The sequence below is a fragment of the Bacteroidota bacterium genome (genome assembly GCA_040388375.1).
In the GTDB taxonomy this organism is placed as follows: Bacteria; Bacteroidota; Bacteroidia; order UKL13-3; family UKL13-3; genus JAAFJM01.
This window is the reverse complement of record JAZKBU010000003.1, coordinates 1-18,794: the sequence shown is the minus strand read 5'-3', so window position 1 is coordinate 18,794 and position 18,794 is coordinate 1. Positions and strand designations below refer to the sequence as shown.

Below are 18,794 nucleotides of genomic sequence, written 5' to 3'. Positions count from 1 at the left end.
TATTTGTACCTCGTTAATACTTAAAAAAATAGCTGGTTTCTCATGAAGAAACCAGCTATCATTATATAAAAAATGTTACTCTTTGTTAGTTTCTTGAATAGTTTGGCGCTTCTTTGGTAATACGTACATCATGCGCATGGCTTTCCTTAACACCTGCTGAAGTAATTTTTACAAATTTTGCTTTTTGCAAGTCGGTAATAGTTGCTGCACCACAGTAACCCATACCTGCTCTCAAGCCTCCTACAAACTGATACACTACTTCTTTTAAGGTGCCTTTAAACGGAACTATACCAACAATACCTTCTGGAACTAATTTAGCAATTTCATCTTCTGCATCCTGGAAATAACGGTCTTTGCTACCTTCTTTCATGGCTTCAATACTGCCCATTCCACGGTACGATTTAAACTTACGTCCTTCGTAAATAATGGTTTCTCCAGGGCTTTCTTCTACTCCTGCAAATAGTGAGCCTGACATAACTGAACTAGCACCGGCTGCAATGGCTTTTACTATATCTCCACTGTATCTTATTCCACCATCGGCAATAATGGGTACTCCACTGCCTTCAATGGCTTTTGCACTTTCGTAAACGGCTGTTAATTGGGGAACACCTATACCTGCAATAATACGTGTAGTACAAATGGAACCGGGACCAACACCTACTTTTACGGCATCAACTCCGGCATCAACTAAAGCTTTTGCTCCACTGCCTGTGGCTACATTACCAGCTATAATATCAATGTTTGAAAATAATTTCTTAATACGTGCTACTTCATTTAAAACACCACGTGAATGTCCGTGTGCGGTATCAACAATTACTACATCAACTCCGGCTTTTACCAATGCATGTATTCTTTCTTCTGTATCGGCTGTTACACCAACGGCCGCTCCTGCTAATAAACGCCCGTGTTTATCTTTACAAGCAAACGGGTGGTCTTTTACTTTTAAAATATCTTTATAGGTAATTAGCCCTTTTAATACATTACTGTTATCAACTACCGGAAGTTTTTCTATTTTATACTTTTGTAAAATTAATTCGGCTTGTTTTAAGTCGGTACCTTCTGGTGCGGTAATTAATTTATCTTTGGTCATTATCTGGCTAACAGATTTATTCATATCTGTTTCAAAACGCAAATCGCGGTTTGTTAAAATGCCAACCAGTTTGCCATTATCGTTTATAATCGGAATACCACCAATTTTATTCTCCGTCATCAATTTATGCGCATCGCGTAAGGTGGCGCTATCGTGTAAAGTAACCGGATCTAAAATTAAACCACTTTCACTTCTTTTTACTTTACGAACCTGATCTGCCTGGCGGTCGATGCTCATGTTTTTGTGCATAACACCAATGCCTCCTTCTTGCGCAATGGCAATAGCTAAACGGCTTTCCGTAACGGTATCCATAGCGGCTGACACTATTGGTACTTTTATTTGAATATTGCGAGAAAGTTGTGTGGTAGTGTTTACGTCACGCGGCAATATTTCCGAGTAAGCTGGTAAAACTAATACATCATCGTAGGTTAAACCCTCGGTGTAAAATTTTTCAGAATGATTAAGCATAGCAAATAATGGATTGGGTTTATTATTTGCGGTGCAAGTTTAAGCTTATACTTTTAATATTTTAAATTTATTTTCAAAAAAATACAACTTTCAACTGTTTACTGCATTCTACAGCTTTTGTAAACTCGAGAAATTATAAATGGCTCTTAGCATTTTTTCTTTTAGCTCATCCGGATTAAACGGTTTTAAAACATAATCGTTCATGCCTGCCTGGTATGCTGCATTGCGTAACATACTTTCATTGGCTGCGGTAATGGCTATAATTGGTAGTTGCTTGTAGTATGGCTTATCCATTAACCTTATGGCTTTGGTACACTCTATTCCATCCATTTCGGGCATTTGAATATCCATTAATACAATATCGTATCTATTGTCTTTTATTTTCTGTATACCGCTTATTCCATTATCGGCCACATCAAAATTGCATTTCCATTTTTTCAAAAACTGTTTCAATATCATTACATTGATAGTGGTATCTTCTACAACCAACACATTACAATTCTCTAATGAAACATTGATAGGGTCAACCTTTTGAATTTCCAGTACATTATTGCTTTGCACCACTTCAAAATCCAGGTCGAAATAAAAGCGGCTGCCTTTTCCTACCTCTGACTCCACGTGTAGCTGGCTACCAAATGCTTCAATTATTTTCTGGCAAATGGAAAGCCCTAAACCTGCTCCTTCTACTCTTCTGGTGCTTGAATTATCTATTTGTAAAAATGCTTCAAAAATATCGCGTTGTTTATTGGCAGGTATACCAACTCCGGTATCTATTACTTCAAAACGATAGGTTGTTTTAAAGTTTCCTTTTTGTAATGGATAAGCTACTAATTTAATATAGCCTGTTGAAGTAAACTTAACAGCATTACTTAGTAAATTACCTAAAACTTGTGTTAGTCTTAATGAGTCTGATTTGTATATGGCATTTTCTGTAAAGTCATAATCGAGTATTAGCTCTATCTTTTTATCGTTGGTTTTAACAACAAATAAATCAACCAATCCTTTCAAAATTTGGTTAAGTCTAAACTCTGTCAGGTTAAACTCTGAGTTACCATTTTCTAAACGGCTAAAATCTAAAATATCATTTATTAAGCGAATCAATTTATCGCTTGATATTTTCATTAGATTAATATTTTCAATATGCTCGGGGCTAATATCGCTATTTAACAACAGCTCACAAACACCATTGATTGCGTTAAGCGGGGTTCTTACTTCGTGGCTAATGGTACTGGTAAAATCTGATTTTACTTTAAGCGCTTGTTGTGCTTGTAACTGGCTTTTTAATATTTGCTCATTTTGCGCATGTAGCGCATTATTTTTAGAGGCTAGTTGTTTTTGGCTTGCTAATAATAATCTATTCTGATTTCTTATTTTAAGGAACGAAAAGGTTAAGAATATAAAACCAACTATGAGTACTATGCTTATAATAATTAAAAAAGTACTTACCAATGACTGGTTTTCTTTTTTAGCGGTGGCTACTTCTTTTTCGGCAGCCTTTTGCCTCATTAAACTTTCTGTTTGTAAATCCTTTAATTTTATCTGACCCTCTGCATCACTAATTTCTTGTAAAATGGCATCTTTTAACTCTGTATAATTTAACGCTTGCTTTAAATTATTTTGTGTTTTATAGCACTCAATGTATTTATCGTATATACTAACAATGCCTTTTTTGTTTTTTGTTTTTTGGGCTATATAAAGGGCTTTCTCTAATAAAATCAAAGCTTCATTGTAATGACCATTTTGTATGTTTAAATCTGCTAAATCAACAAATGAATTGCGTAGCCCATTTTCATCATTTATTTTTTCTCTTATCTCAAAACCTTTACTTAAAAAAGCTTCTGCTGATTTTAAATCATTTAAACCCAAGTAACAAGCTCCTATATTGTTATAACATTCGGCTATATTTTTTTGGTTACCTGACTGTAAATCATCAACCAATACTTTTTTATATTTTTCAAGGGCTAAAGCAAATTTTTTCTGTGCTAAATACAATGTAGCTAAATTATATTCCATTAAGCTCAGTTCGCTTCTAATTGAAATGGCCAATTTATAAGCCATTAGTAAAAACTTTTCTGCCAGTTTATAATTATCCATAGCATAATAAACCAAGCCTATATTATTAACTGATTTTAAGATATAGGTTGAATCGCCTATTGCGCTGGCTGCATTATATGACTGGTAGTAGTAATATAATGCTTTGGTATAATTGGTTCTATACTCGTATGCTATACCTAAATAATTATTGGCTCTAATTGTATTTTTAGGTGTAGTTTTATATTGCTGAAAATGTATGAGTGCTTTATTCAGGTATATAATTGCTGAATCATAGTTGGAACTTTCGCAAAAACCTATACCTAAATAGAGGTAAGCTTCGTTCAGTCCTTTTTCGTAAGTGGAGTTATTAGCCAGTTCAATGGCTTTTAATGAATTTTGAATGACCATTTCTGGCATATCAAGCGAAAGGGAAGATATTTGGTTGTATAAATCGACTCTTGTTTCTAACTTATTTTCACTACTCAGCTTAGCCAATAAACTATCTCTCTGTTTTGCATTGTCAGCAAATACAGCCACCCCCCAAATAAAACTAAGTATTAAAAAAAATCCTCTTCCCACTTCTTAATAAATCAGGATGTGAAATTAAAGAAAAAAGCATTATAATAAAGCTTAACATTACAAGTAGCCTTTAAAAAGCTAGTTATGTGAGAAATATTTATGCTAGCTGAATTTGACTATTGCTAATTGTTATTAATTTCTGTCTATACAGTATTCCAATGGCTTTCTTAAACGTTTTCTTGCTCATATTAAGCTGTTTTTGTATCTCATCAGGCGTGCTGTTATCGTGCAAATTAAGTGTACCTCCCTGTTGGGTTAAAACACCTAAAATATACTTGCTGTTTGCATCTATATTTTCGAAGCCTATTTTTTGTAAACTTACATCTATTAAGTTACCCTCTTTTATTTGTTTTACGTAACCTGTTAAAGCATCGCCAACGGCTACTTTGGTATATATTTCGTTTTTATAAATTAATCCTTTATGTTTTAAATTAATAATTACAAAATAACCAAACTCTACTTCTTCAAAAACTACTAAATCAACTTCCTCATTAAACTTTAACTCGTGTTCTTCGTTACTTAAAAACGAATTTATTTTTGAACTGGCTATTAAACGCTGGCTGCTATTATCAAGGGTAATATACACTACATAGTATTTACCTAGCACCATTGTTTTGGCTTGCTCTTTAATGGGCACCAGTAAATCTTTATCTAATCCCCAATCTAAAAAAGCGCCAAACTTTGCAATATCAACTACTTTAAGAAATGCAAAACTATTAACTATGGCAATGGGTGTTTGTGTTGTTGCTATGGGTCTATCTTCGGAATCGGTATAAATAAACACTTCCATTGTATCACCAATATTTAATGGCTTGGGAGTATATTTAATGGGTAATAAAACCTCTTCTCCCAATTCATCTACCAGGAAAAAACCCAGTGCGCTACCTCTACCTACTTTTAATGTATTATACTCCCCTATTTGAATCATTATGCATTTATATTATGCGTCAAAATTATTTAAATTTTATAAACCTCGTTCAATTTATTTTTTTTGTAAGATTGTGGGCAGAATAATTGAACTTTTACTTTGACTAAACTTAGCGTTAATATAAACAAGTTTGCTACTATAAGAAATGCCCGTGGAGGCAACAATCCCAATCTTATTCAAATAGCTACCGACTGTGAAAAATTTGGAGCGGATGGCATTACTGTTCATCCCAGACCTGATGAAAGACATATTAGATATGCGGATGTAATGGATTTAAAAAATGTAATTACTACTGAGTTTAATATTGAAGGCAATCCCTTTGAAGACAAATTTGTGGAGTTGGTATTGGCAACAAAACCTACACAAGTAACTTTAGTACCTGACAATACTAATCAAATAACGAGTGACCACGGTTGGGATACGGTAACTAACTTATCTTTTTTACAAGCTATTATTAAAACTTTTAAAGGGGCTGGTATCAGAACTTCTGTTTTTGTTGATCCTGTTATGGATATGATTGAGGGAGCTAAGCTTTGTGGCGCTGATAGAATTGAACTATATACTGAAAGTTACGCCCATCAATTTGAAAATAATAAGGAGCAAATTATTGTTCCTTTCAAAAAGGCTGCTATTCGTGCACACGAACTGGGCTTAGCTATTAATGCAGGGCACGATTTAAGTTTACAAAATTTACAATTTTTCAAACAAAATATTCCTCATTTAGCGGAGGTTTCTATTGGCCATGCTTTGGTCTGCGATGCCCTTTATTTGGGGCTTCACAACACTATTCAGCTATACAAAAACAAATTAGTTTAACTCATTTACTCTTAAATCTTAAATTTTTCTTTATAAAAAATTGATTTTAAGAAAATATTTACTTAATTTAGCACTACAAACAACTAACAAATACATATAAAAACTGTCTTAGAAATTATTTTTAAGGCAGTTTTTGTTTTATAGCAAAGCCTATTATTTATATTTATAGAAAACTATATTTAATAAAAAAAGCCCATCAATATTATATTGATGGGCTTTTTTTATTAAATGTGCTATTGCGCTATAATGCTTATGGCGGTTCCTCCACCCGGTGCTAGCTTCAACATTAGTTTTGATTTTGAAGTAACTGTTATTTTTTCTATAACGTATGCTTCGGGATTGTTATTCCAACTGGCATCATCTGCATCGTGGTAAATGGTAGCTGTATATTTCTTTCCTTTATCTAAAAAGCTAAAATCCATGGCTAACTGGCGTGCATTTTCATCGGTTATGCTACCTAAAAACCAATTGTTGGTTCCTTTGGCTTTACGGGCTATGGTCAGGTATTCGCCCGGCTCGGCATGTATTACTTTGGTATCATCCCAATCAACGGCTACATCTTTTATGAACTGAAATGCATCGGGTTTGGCTTCGTAATTTTCGGGTAAATCGGTTGCCATTTGCACGGGGCTGTATAGGGTTAGGTATAAAGCTAATTGCTTGGTTAAAGTAGTATGAACCTGCTCTTTTGCATCGGGGTAATAGCTGCTCTTTTTAATTTTAAATATACCCGGGGTGTAATCCATAGGGCCTCCCATTAAGCGGGTAAATGGTAAAATGGTTTCGTGTTCGGGTGGATTGCCTTCACTCCAAAAATTAAACTCTTGCCCGCGTGCTGCTTCTGCTGCCATAAAATTTGGATAGGTGCGGTGTAAACCCGTGGGACGTACGGGCTCATGGGCCACTACCATTATATTGTAGTCGGCTGCTTTTTTGATAGCGCGTAAGTAGTGGTTTACCATCCACTGTCCATCATGAAACTCACCACGTGGTATAATACGGCCTACGTAACCTGATTTTAAAGCATGACTACCCACACTGGCCATTAAACGATAAGCGGTATCCATATAACGCTCGTAATTGGTTACGCTTCCACTTGTTTCGTGGTGGGTAATCATTCCTACTCCTTTGCTTTGTGCATATTCATTCAGTCCTTTAAAATCGTAATCGGGGTAAGGGGTTACAAAATCAAACACATCTTCTTTCCATTTACCAAACCAGTCTTCCCAACCTGTATTCCAACCTTCAACCAATACGCCACCAAAACCATTTTTAGCCGCAAAGTCTATATACTTTTTGGTGTTTGCGGTAGTGGCTCCATGTTTGGTTTTTACTTTTTGTTTGCCATCTGAACCTGCATCGCTGGCTGCTTGTGTACCTGCATAATCCCATGTTGAAAGACCAAGGTGCATTTCTAACCAAACGCCTACATATTTCATTGGTTTAATATAACCGGTATTGGTAAGTTGCGAGGGTTCGTTTAAATTTAAAATGGTTTTTGATGTAATGATGTCTCTTGCATCATCGCTTATAATAATAGTACGCCAAGGTGTTTGGCAAGGTGCACGCATATAGGCTTTATTGCCTACTGCATCATTTGCTATTTTAGTGGTTGCTTCAAATGTGTTTAAATCAAACTGCAAATCCATAGCTGGGTAATTGATTAAAGCTGCTTCGTGTATATTGATGTACACGTTGTCTTTGGTTTTAATCATTAAAGGGGTTTGTACAAATGCGCCTTTAATGGGTGTAGCTGTAAATATGGCTCCATCGCGTTTCTTGGCTAGTTTTTCTATCTCTGATATTTGGGAGGTATTGTAGGTATATTCATTGGTATCGAAATCGCCCGGCATCCACCATATTTTATGGTCGCCTGTTAAGTTAAATGTGGTTAACTCATCGGCTACTACAAAATGGAATAAATTGGGTTGTTCTGGAAATATATATCTAAAGCCTACTCCATCATTAAATACTCTAAAAACCAATTGCATGATTCTTGGCTTATCTGTTTTTTCTTTTAGGGTAATGGCTATTTCTTTGTAGTTATTAACGATGGTTTTGGTTTCGCCCCAAACAGGTTGCCATGTTTCATTAAAGGTGCTTGAGTCAACTCTTAATACACTAAAATTGTTTAGTAAGTCGGCTTGTTCATTTATTTTAAAACCCAGCTTTGATGTTTCAACAACTGGTTTGTTTTTATAACTGACTTCATAAACCAAAGCTCCTTCGTTGGTTAGATTTATTGAAAGGGCTATCTTTTTGTTGGGCGAGCTTACCATAAAACTTTGGGCGAATGCTCCGGCTGAACTGAGCATTACTAACAGACAATACCATTTTTTTATATTCATACTTGTTTTCTTTGTAAACGAAAGTAATAAAAAACGATAATAAATTAACACTGCTATTGGTATGAAATAGCTAATGCGTTCCTTTTATTTAAATTAGTATTATGCTTTGATAGCCCAGCGTAATTTGGCAGAGCGTGCTCTTGGGTTACTGCCTACTTCTTGTGGTGTAGGGCGAATAATATCCTGTGCTATCTGGCTAAATATTCCCTGACGGTAAAAGCTCTGGAATGCTTTTTTTACGCGCCTGTCTTCGCCTGAGTGGAATGATAATATGGCTACGCGACCATCTTGTGCCAATGCATCGGGAAGCTTGTTTAAAAACGCCTCTAATACTTCAAATTCGTTATTTACTTCTATACGCAGGGCTTGGAAACATCTTTGATTGGCTTTTTTGATGCGCTCTGTTTTTTCGTTTGATGTAATATAGTCTAGTGCTTCTTTGATAATGTCTTTTAACTGTGTAGTGGTTTCTAATACTGCTTCTTTTTGTATATGGCTTACAATGGCTTCTGCTATTATATCTGCATCGGGTTCGTCTGCATTCTCCATCAGTATGGCTTCCAGCTCGTCTTGCGATACTGTTTTTAAAAACTGACTGGCGGGTATACCTGCATTGGGGTTTAACCTTAAATCTAACGGGCCATCCATTTTTAATGAAAAACCTCTGTCGGGATTATCTATTTGCATAGAAGAAACACCTAAATCGGCCAGCACAAAATTGAGTGGGCCTGCTTCTTCGGCTATAGCATCTATATTGGCAAAATTGGTATTGCGGGGGAAAAACACTTCGGGACCAAAACCTAAATTTAACAAACGGTTGGTGGTTTTGGGTAGTTCTATTGCATCTACATCGGTAGCAAATAGTTTGCCATTGGGAATTAAATTTTTTAGTATTTCTGCACTGTGTCCGCCATAACCTAAAGTAGCATCTAAACCCACCTGCCCGGGTTGTACTTGTAAAAAATCCATTATTTCGTTTACACAAATGGAACGGTGCATACCTGCGGGTGTATTACCTTTCAGTATTATTTTTTCTACATCATCGGCATACTTTTCGGGTTGCAGTTCTTTGTACTTTTCTTTGAATGCTTTTGGATAGGTACCTTTATACCTGACTCTGCGTGGTGGTTTTGAACCCTCATTTTCCATCGGGTAAAATTAACAATTATCTTATAAACGTATATAGAAATTTTGCGGTACTCTATACATGCTATTTCCATACTTTAACGATTTATATCAAATTCGTTTTTAAAAGTATAACTTTACTTTTGGTGCATTAATTATTTACCACTCAAAAAACAAAACTATGGAAGTAAGGGACAGCAACGGAACATTATTGGCAGAAGGTGATTCTGTGAATGTAATTAAGGATTTAAAAGTAAAGGGTTCTTCATCGGTTATTAAGAGGGGAACTATTGTGAAAAACATTCGCTTAACAGATAGTGAAGAGGAAATAGAAGGCAGGGTGGAGAAAACTACGATGGTTTTGAAAACTTGCTTTTTAAAGAAGTCGTAATAAGGTTAAATGATAACACGAGCGGACGCTCGCGCTAGCCAAGGAGTGTGAGAAATAAATGTGGTTGGTGAAGACACACAACCACGGACAGGGCAAAGAGAGCCAATGTGGTTAATTTTAGTTGGCTAATAACATATAAAATGTTTTTTTGTGCCTTAAATTTTTAAAATAAAATGACTACGCAAGTTGCTATTGCCGAAGATTGGAAAGAGGTATTAAAAGATGAGTTTGACATGCCTTATTTCAATAATCTTGTTGCTTTTTTGAAACAGGAAAAACAGGCCGGTAAAATAATATACCCACCGGGACTGCAGATATTCGGTGCTTTTGACCTTACTGCATTTAAGGATGTACGTGTGGTAATTATCGGGCAAGACCCTTACCACGGAGTGGGACAGGCGCATGGTTTGTGTTTTAGTGTCAATAAAGGTGTAGCGATACCTCCTTCTTTGCAAAATATTTTTAAAGAGTTAAAGGCAGATATTCCGGAGTTTATGATACCTGACCATGGCAACTTAAGTGAATGGGCTAAACAGGGCGTATTGTTATTGAATGCCACCTTAACTGTTGAAAAGGATAAAGCGGGCTCGCACCAGGGAAAAGGATGGGAACAGTTTACGGATAAAGTAATTAAACGTATTTCTGAAGAGAAAAAGCACGTGGTATTTATTTTATGGGGTAAGTTTGCGCAAAGTAAATCGGCACTGATTGACGAGGCAAAACATTTGGTGTTGAAAGCCGCTCATCCCTCTCCTTTTTCTGCCTATAATGGTTTTTTCGGTTGCAAGCATTTCAGTAAAACAAATAATTATTTAATACACCAGCACTTGAAACCGATAAACTGGTAGATGGTTGTTATATGCTCACTCGCGACACGCGAGCGAGTGCTGGGAGTTGTTACAAACTCTCTTTTTCATTTTATATCAAAAATTAACGAAAATAAACCAACAAATTTCCTCTATCCAAATTCATTAATGTCAATGTTTTTTCTGACACGCTGACTATTTCATATTCAAACGTAATATCATCCTTTATATCTTTTGATATAATGTAACAAGAGGGGTTCTTATTAGCTTTATCCGAATCTAATTTATCTGTGAGCGCATATTCTAGTGAATCAATGCTCAATTTTTCATATTTATAAATCAGGAAATTCCTATTGATAGTTAATTCTGATTTCTCATCTTCCTGGGCTCTCCACTCACCTAATATTTTACTTGATTCGCAGAGAGTAAATGATGTCTTTTTTTGATCATTACTCTCATTTATAGTATTTGATGCAATACTGCTAGGGTTTTTATTGTTGTTAACATTATTAGTTTTTGAATCAGTACACCCAACTGTCAATAAGAAAAGATATATTAAAGCAAACTGTATTTTCATATTTTTTATTGATTGGCATATTTTACATTTAGCTGGTTACTTGACAAACTCATTTTTTAATACTTGGGGCGGCTTGACTTATATTTATTTGCATATATACAAAATGTTTTGCTTCTCTTTTACTTTCTTTTTGTATATGTTATTTACACCTTGAATCCTTCTTTATAAGGATAAAAACCAAGCGAAGCAGAGCGAACGGAGAGCGAACGAATGACGAAGGGTAAACATGAGGGGTTTTTGATACTTTTTCTGAAAAATAGTTTTCTGTAGTATTATTTTTTTGATGATTGCGTTATAGGTATCAATATATTAAAATCCTAAAATTATGGCTATTGTAAACAAAAACCTTATCACTAAAGGTTTGAGTGGAATGCTTGGCGGGACGCTGGTATTTCGCAGTGTGGGAGACAAAACAGTTGTAGCAACTGCTCCATCAACAAGTAAAGTGCCTACTGTGGCACAAAAGAATCAACGGGAAAGGTTTCAGCAGGCTGTTTTGTATGCGAAGTCGCAAATGGCTGACCCTATTATTAAGGCGGAGTATGAAACGCATGCTAAAGGTAGCGGTGCTCCTAATGCTTATAATATTGCGGTGGCTGATTTTTTTAATGCTCCTGATATTACGGAGATTGATTTAAGTAAATATCTGGGTAAAAAAGGTGATACTATACGAATAAGGGTAACGGATGATTTTAAAGTGGAATCTGTTAGTGTGGAGATAACTAATGACAAGGGCACTGAAAAGGGTAATGCTGTGATGCAGGCTAATAAACTGGATTGGCTCTATACCGTTATTGATGACAATACAAGTACAGTAGGTAATAAAATCGTTATTAAGGCTTATGATATGCCGGGTAATGAAACTAAGGAGGAACAGGTTTTATAAGTGTTTTCTTATTTTAACCAAAAAGGCTTCGCTATATATAGCGAAGCCTTTTTGGTTTTTATTAATTATGAGTTGCTAGTTACTACCTAGGAAAGTAAATTAAATTTCCAAGCACTTCATCTGAAATTTCCTCAAATTTTATTTCTCCATTATCTGATTGTTCATATCTAATATAAACATTAAAAGACTTATAAAATTTATCATCAACTCTTAATTCTAAAGCACTACTTTTTTCATTAGAATTAGGAGTAAAAACATCAACACAAATAATAACAGTTGTATATGTTAAGTTTCTATCACTATGTCTAAGCGCTTTTTCGAGAAGAGTTATTTCTTTTTCTACACTCAAAACTTCTTCTCCTTCATATGCAGCAACAGGTATTATTTCGTGCTTTTTATCTAAAGCAAAGGCGAAGGGATAAAACTCCCCAAACTCTATCAACAGTTCTTTAGCCATTTGTTTGCAGCTTTCTATTAAAATACCAATATTATCTTTCATAACTTACTTTATATTTAAAAATATTTCGCACACTCCTGACAATTTGGATAGTTTATTTTCATGTTTTACTAGCTACTAAATGAAATATTATTTACAAAAACAATCAACTATTTTCTGATTTGCTTCTTCTTCCATTTTTACTTCCATTTTATAAAGTAATTTTATCTGTTTTTGGTAATAAATCAAATCCTTTTTATAAGGAAAAAGGGATACTATTTGAGTAAGCTTTTCAATCTCATTTTCTCCTAATACTTTTCTAAACTTTGATCGTTCTTCTAAATAAGTTCTTATTATATAGTTTTGAAAAAACTGCCTTTGTTGATCAAAAGAAGACAGTTTTATTATATTCATAATAAAACTGTAATAACACAAATTATTTTCTTTAAATTTAGTGTCATTTCCTAAATAGAGTTTAATAAAGTAAAATAAAACTTTGTCCTTTTCATAATTATCAAAGTATGTTTTATTCGAACTTCTAATACAATTTGAATCTATCCTTTTAGAATCTGAATTCATGAATAATGCAAAGTCCGAGATATAATCATTAAGCATAATTATTCTTTCTCTTTTGTTCAGTTTTTCTTTTTCCCATTTAATCAAAAATTTATTTTGACCAATTGAACTTATATTTAGTAAAATAAATAAACTAAATACGAATAAACCTCTTTTTCTAATCTTCATTACTTCCGGATACATCTATAGTTTAGTTCTTCTGTTACTTAATTTCTTTTCTTTTGGTTTCTTTCCCCTTTATAATATGGGCTTTCATAACTCAGGTGCTAAATGGTACACTACCCACTTCATGGCTTTTCAGGTGATAAATGGTACACTAAGAAAATACAAACCTAGTAATAATGCTCCCTAACGCATTTATAAAATAAAAGAGAGGAATATTAACTCCTCTCTTTTATGGATACCTTATTCCACTTTATTTTGTTTTTCAGTTATTTAGAATGTTTACACTATCAATCATTGCCTACTTTACAAAAGTTCTCTTTTAAAATTTACGCATTCAAACTTTATATTAATACTTGGTTCCCCTGCATCAATTAATAAAATAAATTCAATTTCTTTTTTGCCATTCTTATCTTTATAATCGAAAGTATAAATTTCCAACTCTTCTAAGACATTTAAAATATTTCATTTATTTTATAATTACTTACCTCATAAAAAGTTAAACAAATTGAATAATAATCTTGCGTTTCATTACTATAAATCGAAACGACTACTGAAATAATCTGTTTTTCAAAATCAATTCTTATACTTTGAATTGAACTATCATGTAATTCTTCTAAATACTCCATTATCTTAATTTATATAATAAACCTGTTAGGCAGTACAATACTCCTAACTTGAATAACATTCTATAAAAAAATCATATGAATTATAATCATATACTTTTAAGTTTGTGATATATTTTAACAAAATTTCATACAAATTGATAGTATCAATTTTATATGGGGCTTGTATGAATTGGTTATTTACACCAAACTCATTTGCGATTAGTTTACTAATAGATGTGATGTCAAACTCTTCAACAAGTGACTCTCCATCTCTTTCATAGACATTTAAAAAAAAGATTATATTTTTCATATTAAGATCCTGGATGTGGTTTAGAATAGTCTGGATTCGTTATTTTAGGGTCAATAATAATAGGTGTAATAACTCTCAAAGAACGTTCAGCAGATCTTAAAATTATATATCCCATTGTAACTGGAACTATTATAAATGGTGCTACCCAAGGGCTTAAATCTGGAATTCTCAGCATTGGTTCTATCTTTCTTCCAGGAACTGCATCCCCAATTCTATCACCTTCAGGAGAATAAACCCCTTTATGCTTACCTTTTGGATTATATCGTTCTAGTTCTCCATGTTGCCCATCCCATTCTAAAAGATCGCCATCTGGTAAGCGCCATCTCGTTCTAAAGTTTTTTGGCTTAACTTTTTGTGAATCAGGAAAGCCTGGTAAAGATCTAGGTGGTGCATTATATCCTGCTTCATCTTTATCATTATCGGTTGATTTTTTTTCAGTTTTTTCATTTGTCTCAACCTCTCCTGGAATATTAATTGTTTCACCAGCATAGACCCAATCTTGTTTTTTCCCTGTACGGTTCTTACTATTCCAGTCTATTTGTTTGTTGGCACTTTTTAAGTCTTCTATTTTTATATTGTTCTTTTTAGCAATCGCACTAAGTGTTTCTCCCTTTTTTACCTTATGAGTAGATGGTTTAGATGCCATTCCGTTCGGATCAGTATTTGTAATAGGGTTGTTATCAAAAGCGACATAAGGACTTTGCCAAGGAAAGTTTCTAAACAAAGGGTCAATACTCATCCACCTACCTAATCTTGAATCAAACTGCCTACACTCTGTAGAATACTCATTTCCAATGCCATATGCTTCATCCGTTTTTTCCATACCGTTGAAGCCGAAGCGATAGCTATCACTAATATGGAGGCGTTATTTTTACATCTTTAATGTGTAATATACAATTTCCCTTTTTATCATACTCAAAATATTCACCAAATAACTTATCATCTTTCATAGTTCCTTTATATCTGATTTTGCCATTATCGTAAAATGCGGTGTAATCACCATCTCTAAGACCATTAACATAATTATACATAACTATAATATTACCATCATTATTATAAACATTAAATATTCCATCTAAAATACCATTTTTATAATTGGCTTCAAATTTTAGATTATGATTATCATAATTGTAATACTTGGTTATTCCATGTCTTGACCCTGCCAAATAATATCCTACGATATAGTACTCTGAATATCCAGGTACATTAAAAAAACTTGCAAACATAACCTCATGCCAAATACCTGTTTTATTATTTGATGGGTCAGTTAGATTAATTTTATCCGATTTAATCTTAGAAGAATCAATCTCATATCTAAGTTTAGATAATGATGGATTAAATTTTATTCCATTGACCGTTTTAACTTTACCTTCTCTCTTATTATCTGTATAAAATTCCTTTGAAAGAATAATTCTATTCTCTTTATAATAAACAAGTTCTTTTAATTTACCTACTTTATTATAAAAGTAGGCTTTACCATCTTTATTATTATCATGATAATAAATTCTGGACTTAATTTTTTTACAACCGACATCATAAAAATCAATCCACTCTCCTTGTTTCCTATTAAGCGAATCTTTTATATTTAATATTTCCTGTGATTTTATCTTAGCTATAAAACAATTAAACACTAAAACTAAAATCAAAAATTTACTCTTATTCATCTTTCTTAAATTTAATTACTTATTGTACCTACAGAAACTTTAGCGGCAGTTAATCTTGGTGCATAACCTCTATAATGAATTTTAGAACCAACATTAGTATAAGTTGCTTTAAATGTTATTACAACAATTTGTGGGCTACTACTACCTGTATTTATGGCAATTGATTTATACTCCACAAGTTTAGGGTGACTAATATCTTGATCCGTATATTTCTTTTCATCCCAAGCAGGTTGAGGAGCTTCTGAAAAATTGTACGTAGATTGACCATTTACTAGTACTTCTACTTGCAATCCTGCAGTTGTCGCTGAACTTAAAAAAACTTTCTGTCCATCTGTTACTTTAACCTCAAATGAAACCTCTCCGGCAACTTCACCTGGTGCAACATAATTTGGTCGGGCCAATGGGTCTAATCCACCCATAATCTTTTCACTTTGGTATGTTGCTTTTGTATTATCAAATTGTAATGCAAAATCACGGTTAATAGATCCAGTGCTTCCACTCGACACTTGAGGCGAACTATGCTTTTGATGAAATACTAAAGAAGATCCATAACGCCTCCTGCTTCCAATTCTAGCCAATTCACTATTATATTTATCACTTCCTTCACCATATTTGTCCGCTAATTTTGCTTTCAACTTTTCAAATCTTTTAGTTTGGCGTTTCATTTTTTTATCAGGGTCAGCATTACTGCTTTCCCCAGCCAAGCCTTTGGGATCTTTTATTAAAATAGGATTATTATCAAACGCAGCATAAGGGCTTTGCCAAGGGAAATAACTAGACATTGGATCAATACTCATCCATCTACCTAACCTAGCATCATATTGTCTAAATTCTGTAGAGTATTCACTCCCATCACCATACATCTCATCCGTCTTTTCCATACCGTTAAAGCCGAACCTATACCCATTTTCCGCATCAACTTCTTCTAAAGTGAAACTAGCTAATTGCACACTACCGCTTGGGTTACCTGCTTCGTGGAATATTATATTGGTTTCAAAGCCGGTAGCAGTGAAAATATAACTGTAATCACCAGGGGTCATGAAATCTGTTATGCTTATTAAGTTTGTGGTACTCGCGACATCTTTTACGTACATGTATGGCCAGCCACGTAGGTTTACTTTAAACATGATGCGGTAGGTTTTGCCTGCCTCGGTACTAAAGGTTTTTTGCATACCTGCATTTAAGGCTGTTACGGTTGCACGTATGTTACCGTATACATTGCTTAAGGTTGCATTGCTGGTTGCTACCCACCCGTCAACACCGCTTGAAAACGAACTTTCGCTCACGGTTTTTGTCACTAACACACTGCTTACCTGTTTGTTACGAGTAGCCATTGGAGCCCCGAACGAATGGTAATATAATGGGTATTTAGTTAGCATTTTATAAACTCAATAATATAAAAAAGGAATTGCTTTTAATATGAATTGATTAAATAAATTTTAACTACTACTAACTAAGCAAATTCCTTTACAGTATTGACAATTCATGGTTTTTTAAGTGATAAATGGTACACCAAGAAAATACAAACCTAGTAATAATGCTCCCTAACACGTTTTTAAAATAAAAGAGAGGAAAATTAACTACTCTCTTTTATTGGATACTTAACTCCACTTTATTTTGTTTTTCAGCTATTTATAAAATCACAATATTCAAAAGTGACAAATGGTACACTACCATGGTACACTACCACAAGTTTATTTTTTCTTTGGTTTTAAAAACTGCTGTTTAGGTTCCTCAACATAGTTATCAATTACTAATCTATAACACAAATTAATATTTGCAGCTTTTAAACCTTCTATGTCATAGAGAGTATTATTTAACAAAATCATCGTTTCTAAAATATTTTCTGATGAAGGGTCTACAAAAACAGATTTTTTATCTGTTCTATTATAAAAGAGTATAATATCAAATCCTATATGAGTAGAGCCTTCCCCAAAATAAAATATATCAATATTACTTTTTTCTTTAGCAGCTGATTGAATAAACTTTATGAAATATTGTTTTGATTTTACTAGCTCTAATCCACTTTCTTTTTGCAATAGATATTTCTCAACAATATTAACTATTGATGTATCTATAGTATTTTGAGTAAAACCTATTTTCATAAAAAATATGCAGAAACAAGTGATACTAAATTTTTTAATATTCTCCTTTGTCAAGTATTCTATCTTTTTTTTCATTTTTATCTAGTTCTCTAAAATGTTCTAATTGTTTTTGTTTTGGTAAGTCCTCTATATTTTTTGGATTGGTAGTAGTATGACTATTTGAACTTGGATCGGTAGTATGTGTTCCTTCATGAACAAATGTCCCTCCCATCAAATCCTCAGATTTAAATTGTGGTACTTGAACATAACTCTCACCAAAAGAATTTACTAAATCCGGGTTATTACTATTTGCATCTCTTTCAAATGATTTTTTATATACAGTAATTGTAACATCGGGTAGTGTACCATCTTTAGGACGCGTATCTGTGCTTGTTTTTCCGTATTTTGTAAATGTATTTTCATTTGTTTCTTCTACGAACTTTTTTTCTTTATTATCCCAAATACCAGAGGTCTTAGTATCAATAACTATCTTAATATTGTTACAACTTGTTATCATTTGTTCTGCAATTTTAGTTCCGACATCCGTTTTTGTCATTAAACTAATAGTAGTTTTTATATCTTCAGTTGCATATTTTGTGAACTCAGGTTTACCTGCATTATTAATAAACACGGCAATATTTCCAGCAGCATCAACAATAACATTTCCGTCAATATCTTGATATCTAATCGGACTATTAATTGAATAGCTGTATGCAGAATGGCTTGGGTATTTAGCTTCCAAAGGATCTAAACTCAGCCACTTACCTAATCTCGCATCATACATCCTAGCCCCAAAGTCGTAGCTATTACCATCACCTTTTAGCTCATCGTCTTTTTCCTTACCATTGAAGCCAAAGCGATACCCATTCTCCGCCTCTACTTCTTCTAAAGTGAAACTAGCTAGTT

At 33.7% G+C, this 18,794-nt stretch carries 19 protein-coding genes; 4 read left to right on the top strand and 15 right to left on the bottom strand.

The window, feature by feature from the left end:
- Positions 1-85: 85 nt before the first annotated feature.
- The 3 genes from guaB to V4538_03170 all read right to left on the bottom strand — a co-directional run bounded on the left by guaB (position 86) and on the right by V4538_03170 (position 5,099).
- Entirely contained in the window at positions 86-1,558 is a 1,473-nt protein-coding gene (gene guaB, locus V4538_03180) for an IMP dehydrogenase (GenBank protein ID MES2380016.1), read from the bottom strand.
- A 108-nt stretch (positions 1,559-1,666) separates the two neighbouring features.
- Positions 1,667-4,171, bottom strand: a complete 2,505-nt coding sequence (locus tag V4538_03175) for a response regulator (protein ID MES2380015.1) — start codon at positions 4,169-4,171, stop codon at positions 1,667-1,669.
- 97 nt (positions 4,172-4,268) lie between these two features.
- Positions 4,269-5,099, bottom strand: a complete 831-nt coding sequence (locus V4538_03170; protein ID MES2380014.1) for a S1-like domain-containing RNA-binding protein — start codon at positions 5,097-5,099, stop codon at positions 4,269-4,271.
- A gap of 99 nt (positions 5,100-5,198) precedes the next feature.
- On the opposite strand from V4538_03170, the gene V4538_03165 reads away from it, so the two are divergent.
- Positions 5,199-5,915, top strand: a complete 717-nt coding sequence (locus tag V4538_03165) for a pyridoxine 5'-phosphate synthase (protein ID MES2380013.1) — start codon at positions 5,199-5,201, stop codon at positions 5,913-5,915.
- 233 nt (positions 5,916-6,148) lie between these two features.
- Here the strand turns inward: V4538_03165 and V4538_03160 are convergent, their stop codons facing one another.
- Entirely contained in the window at positions 6,149-8,263 is a 2,115-nt protein-coding gene (locus tag V4538_03160) for a glycoside hydrolase family 97 protein (GenBank protein ID MES2380012.1), read from the bottom strand.
- A 99-nt stretch (positions 8,264-8,362) separates the two neighbouring features.
- Positions 8,363-9,412 (bottom strand): 16S rRNA (cytosine(1402)-N(4))-methyltransferase RsmH, encoded by a 1,050-nt coding sequence (gene rsmH / locus V4538_03155; protein ID MES2380011.1) that lies wholly within the window; start codon positions 9,410-9,412, stop codon positions 8,363-8,365.
- 157 nt (positions 9,413-9,569) lie between these two features.
- Here rsmH and V4538_03150 point away from each other — a divergent pair, with 157 nt between their 5' ends.
- Both V4538_03150 and ung read left to right on the top strand, forming a co-directional pair.
- The gene (locus V4538_03150) at positions 9,570-9,779 is read left to right on the top strand and encodes an alkylphosphonate utilization protein (protein ID MES2380010.1); all 210 of its coding nucleotides are present in this window, start codon (positions 9,570-9,572) and stop codon (positions 9,777-9,779) included.
- A 173-nt stretch (positions 9,780-9,952) separates the two neighbouring features.
- Positions 9,953-10,627 carry a uracil-DNA glycosylase gene (gene ung / locus V4538_03145; GenBank protein MES2380009.1) on the top strand — a complete coding sequence of 225 codons (675 nt, stop codon included), beginning with the start codon at positions 9,953-9,955 and terminating at the stop codon, positions 10,625-10,627.
- A gap of 82 nt (positions 10,628-10,709) precedes the next feature.
- Here ung and V4538_03140 read toward each other — a convergent pair whose 3' ends face one another.
- On the bottom strand, positions 10,710-11,162 hold the full coding sequence (locus V4538_03140) for a hypothetical protein (GenBank protein ID MES2380008.1): 453 nt from the start codon (positions 11,160-11,162) through the stop codon (positions 10,710-10,712).
- Between the two features lie 325 nt (positions 11,163-11,487).
- On the opposite strand from V4538_03140, the gene V4538_03135 reads away from it, so the two are divergent.
- A complete protein-coding gene (locus tag V4538_03135; protein MES2380007.1) occupies positions 11,488-12,048 on the top strand; it encodes a hypothetical protein in 561 nt (186 codons plus the stop codon).
- Between the two features lie 82 nt (positions 12,049-12,130).
- On the opposite strand, the gene V4538_03130 is transcribed toward V4538_03135, so the two are convergent.
- The 9 genes from V4538_03130 to V4538_03090 all read right to left on the bottom strand — a co-directional run.
- Positions 12,131-12,547 (bottom strand): hypothetical protein, encoded by a 417-nt coding sequence (locus V4538_03130; GenBank protein ID MES2380006.1) that lies wholly within the window; start codon positions 12,545-12,547, stop codon positions 12,131-12,133.
- An 87-nt stretch (positions 12,548-12,634) separates the two neighbouring features.
- Positions 12,635-13,228 carry a hypothetical protein gene (locus V4538_03125; GenBank protein ID MES2380005.1) on the bottom strand — a complete coding sequence of 198 codons (594 nt, stop codon included), beginning with the start codon at positions 13,226-13,228 and terminating at the stop codon, positions 12,635-12,637.
- Between the two features lie 449 nt (positions 13,229-13,677).
- On the bottom strand, positions 13,678-13,851 hold the full coding sequence (locus tag V4538_03120; protein ID MES2380004.1) for a hypothetical protein: 174 nt from the start codon (positions 13,849-13,851) through the stop codon (positions 13,678-13,680).
- A 43-nt stretch (positions 13,852-13,894) separates the two neighbouring features.
- Complete coding sequence (locus V4538_03115) at positions 13,895-14,140, bottom strand: hypothetical protein (GenBank protein MES2380003.1); 246 nt, start codon at positions 14,138-14,140, stop codon at positions 13,895-13,897.
- Position 14,141: 1 nt separating this feature from the next.
- Positions 14,142-14,996: a colicin E3/pyocin S6 family cytotoxin gene (locus V4538_03110; GenBank protein MES2380002.1), complete on the bottom strand. Its 855-nt coding sequence runs from the start codon at positions 14,994-14,996 to the stop codon at positions 14,142-14,144.
- Positions 14,992-15,804 carry a hypothetical protein gene (locus V4538_03105; protein ID MES2380001.1) on the bottom strand — a complete coding sequence of 271 codons (813 nt, stop codon included), beginning with the start codon at positions 15,802-15,804 and terminating at the stop codon, positions 14,992-14,994. The genes V4538_03110 and V4538_03105 overlap by 5 nt, the downstream gene beginning before the upstream one ends.
- A gap of 11 nt (positions 15,805-15,815) precedes the next feature.
- Complete coding sequence (locus tag V4538_03100) at positions 15,816-17,183, bottom strand: RHS repeat-associated core domain-containing protein (protein MES2380000.1); 1,368 nt, start codon at positions 17,181-17,183, stop codon at positions 15,816-15,818.
- Between the two features lie 315 nt (positions 17,184-17,498).
- On the bottom strand, positions 17,499-17,909 hold the full coding sequence (locus V4538_03095) for a hypothetical protein (GenBank protein ID MES2379999.1): 411 nt from the start codon (positions 17,907-17,909) through the stop codon (positions 17,499-17,501).
- A 34-nt stretch (positions 17,910-17,943) separates the two neighbouring features.
- Positions 17,944-18,794 (bottom strand): RHS repeat-associated core domain-containing protein (locus tag V4538_03090; GenBank protein ID MES2379998.1); only part of this gene is annotated, 851 nt, incomplete at its 5' end.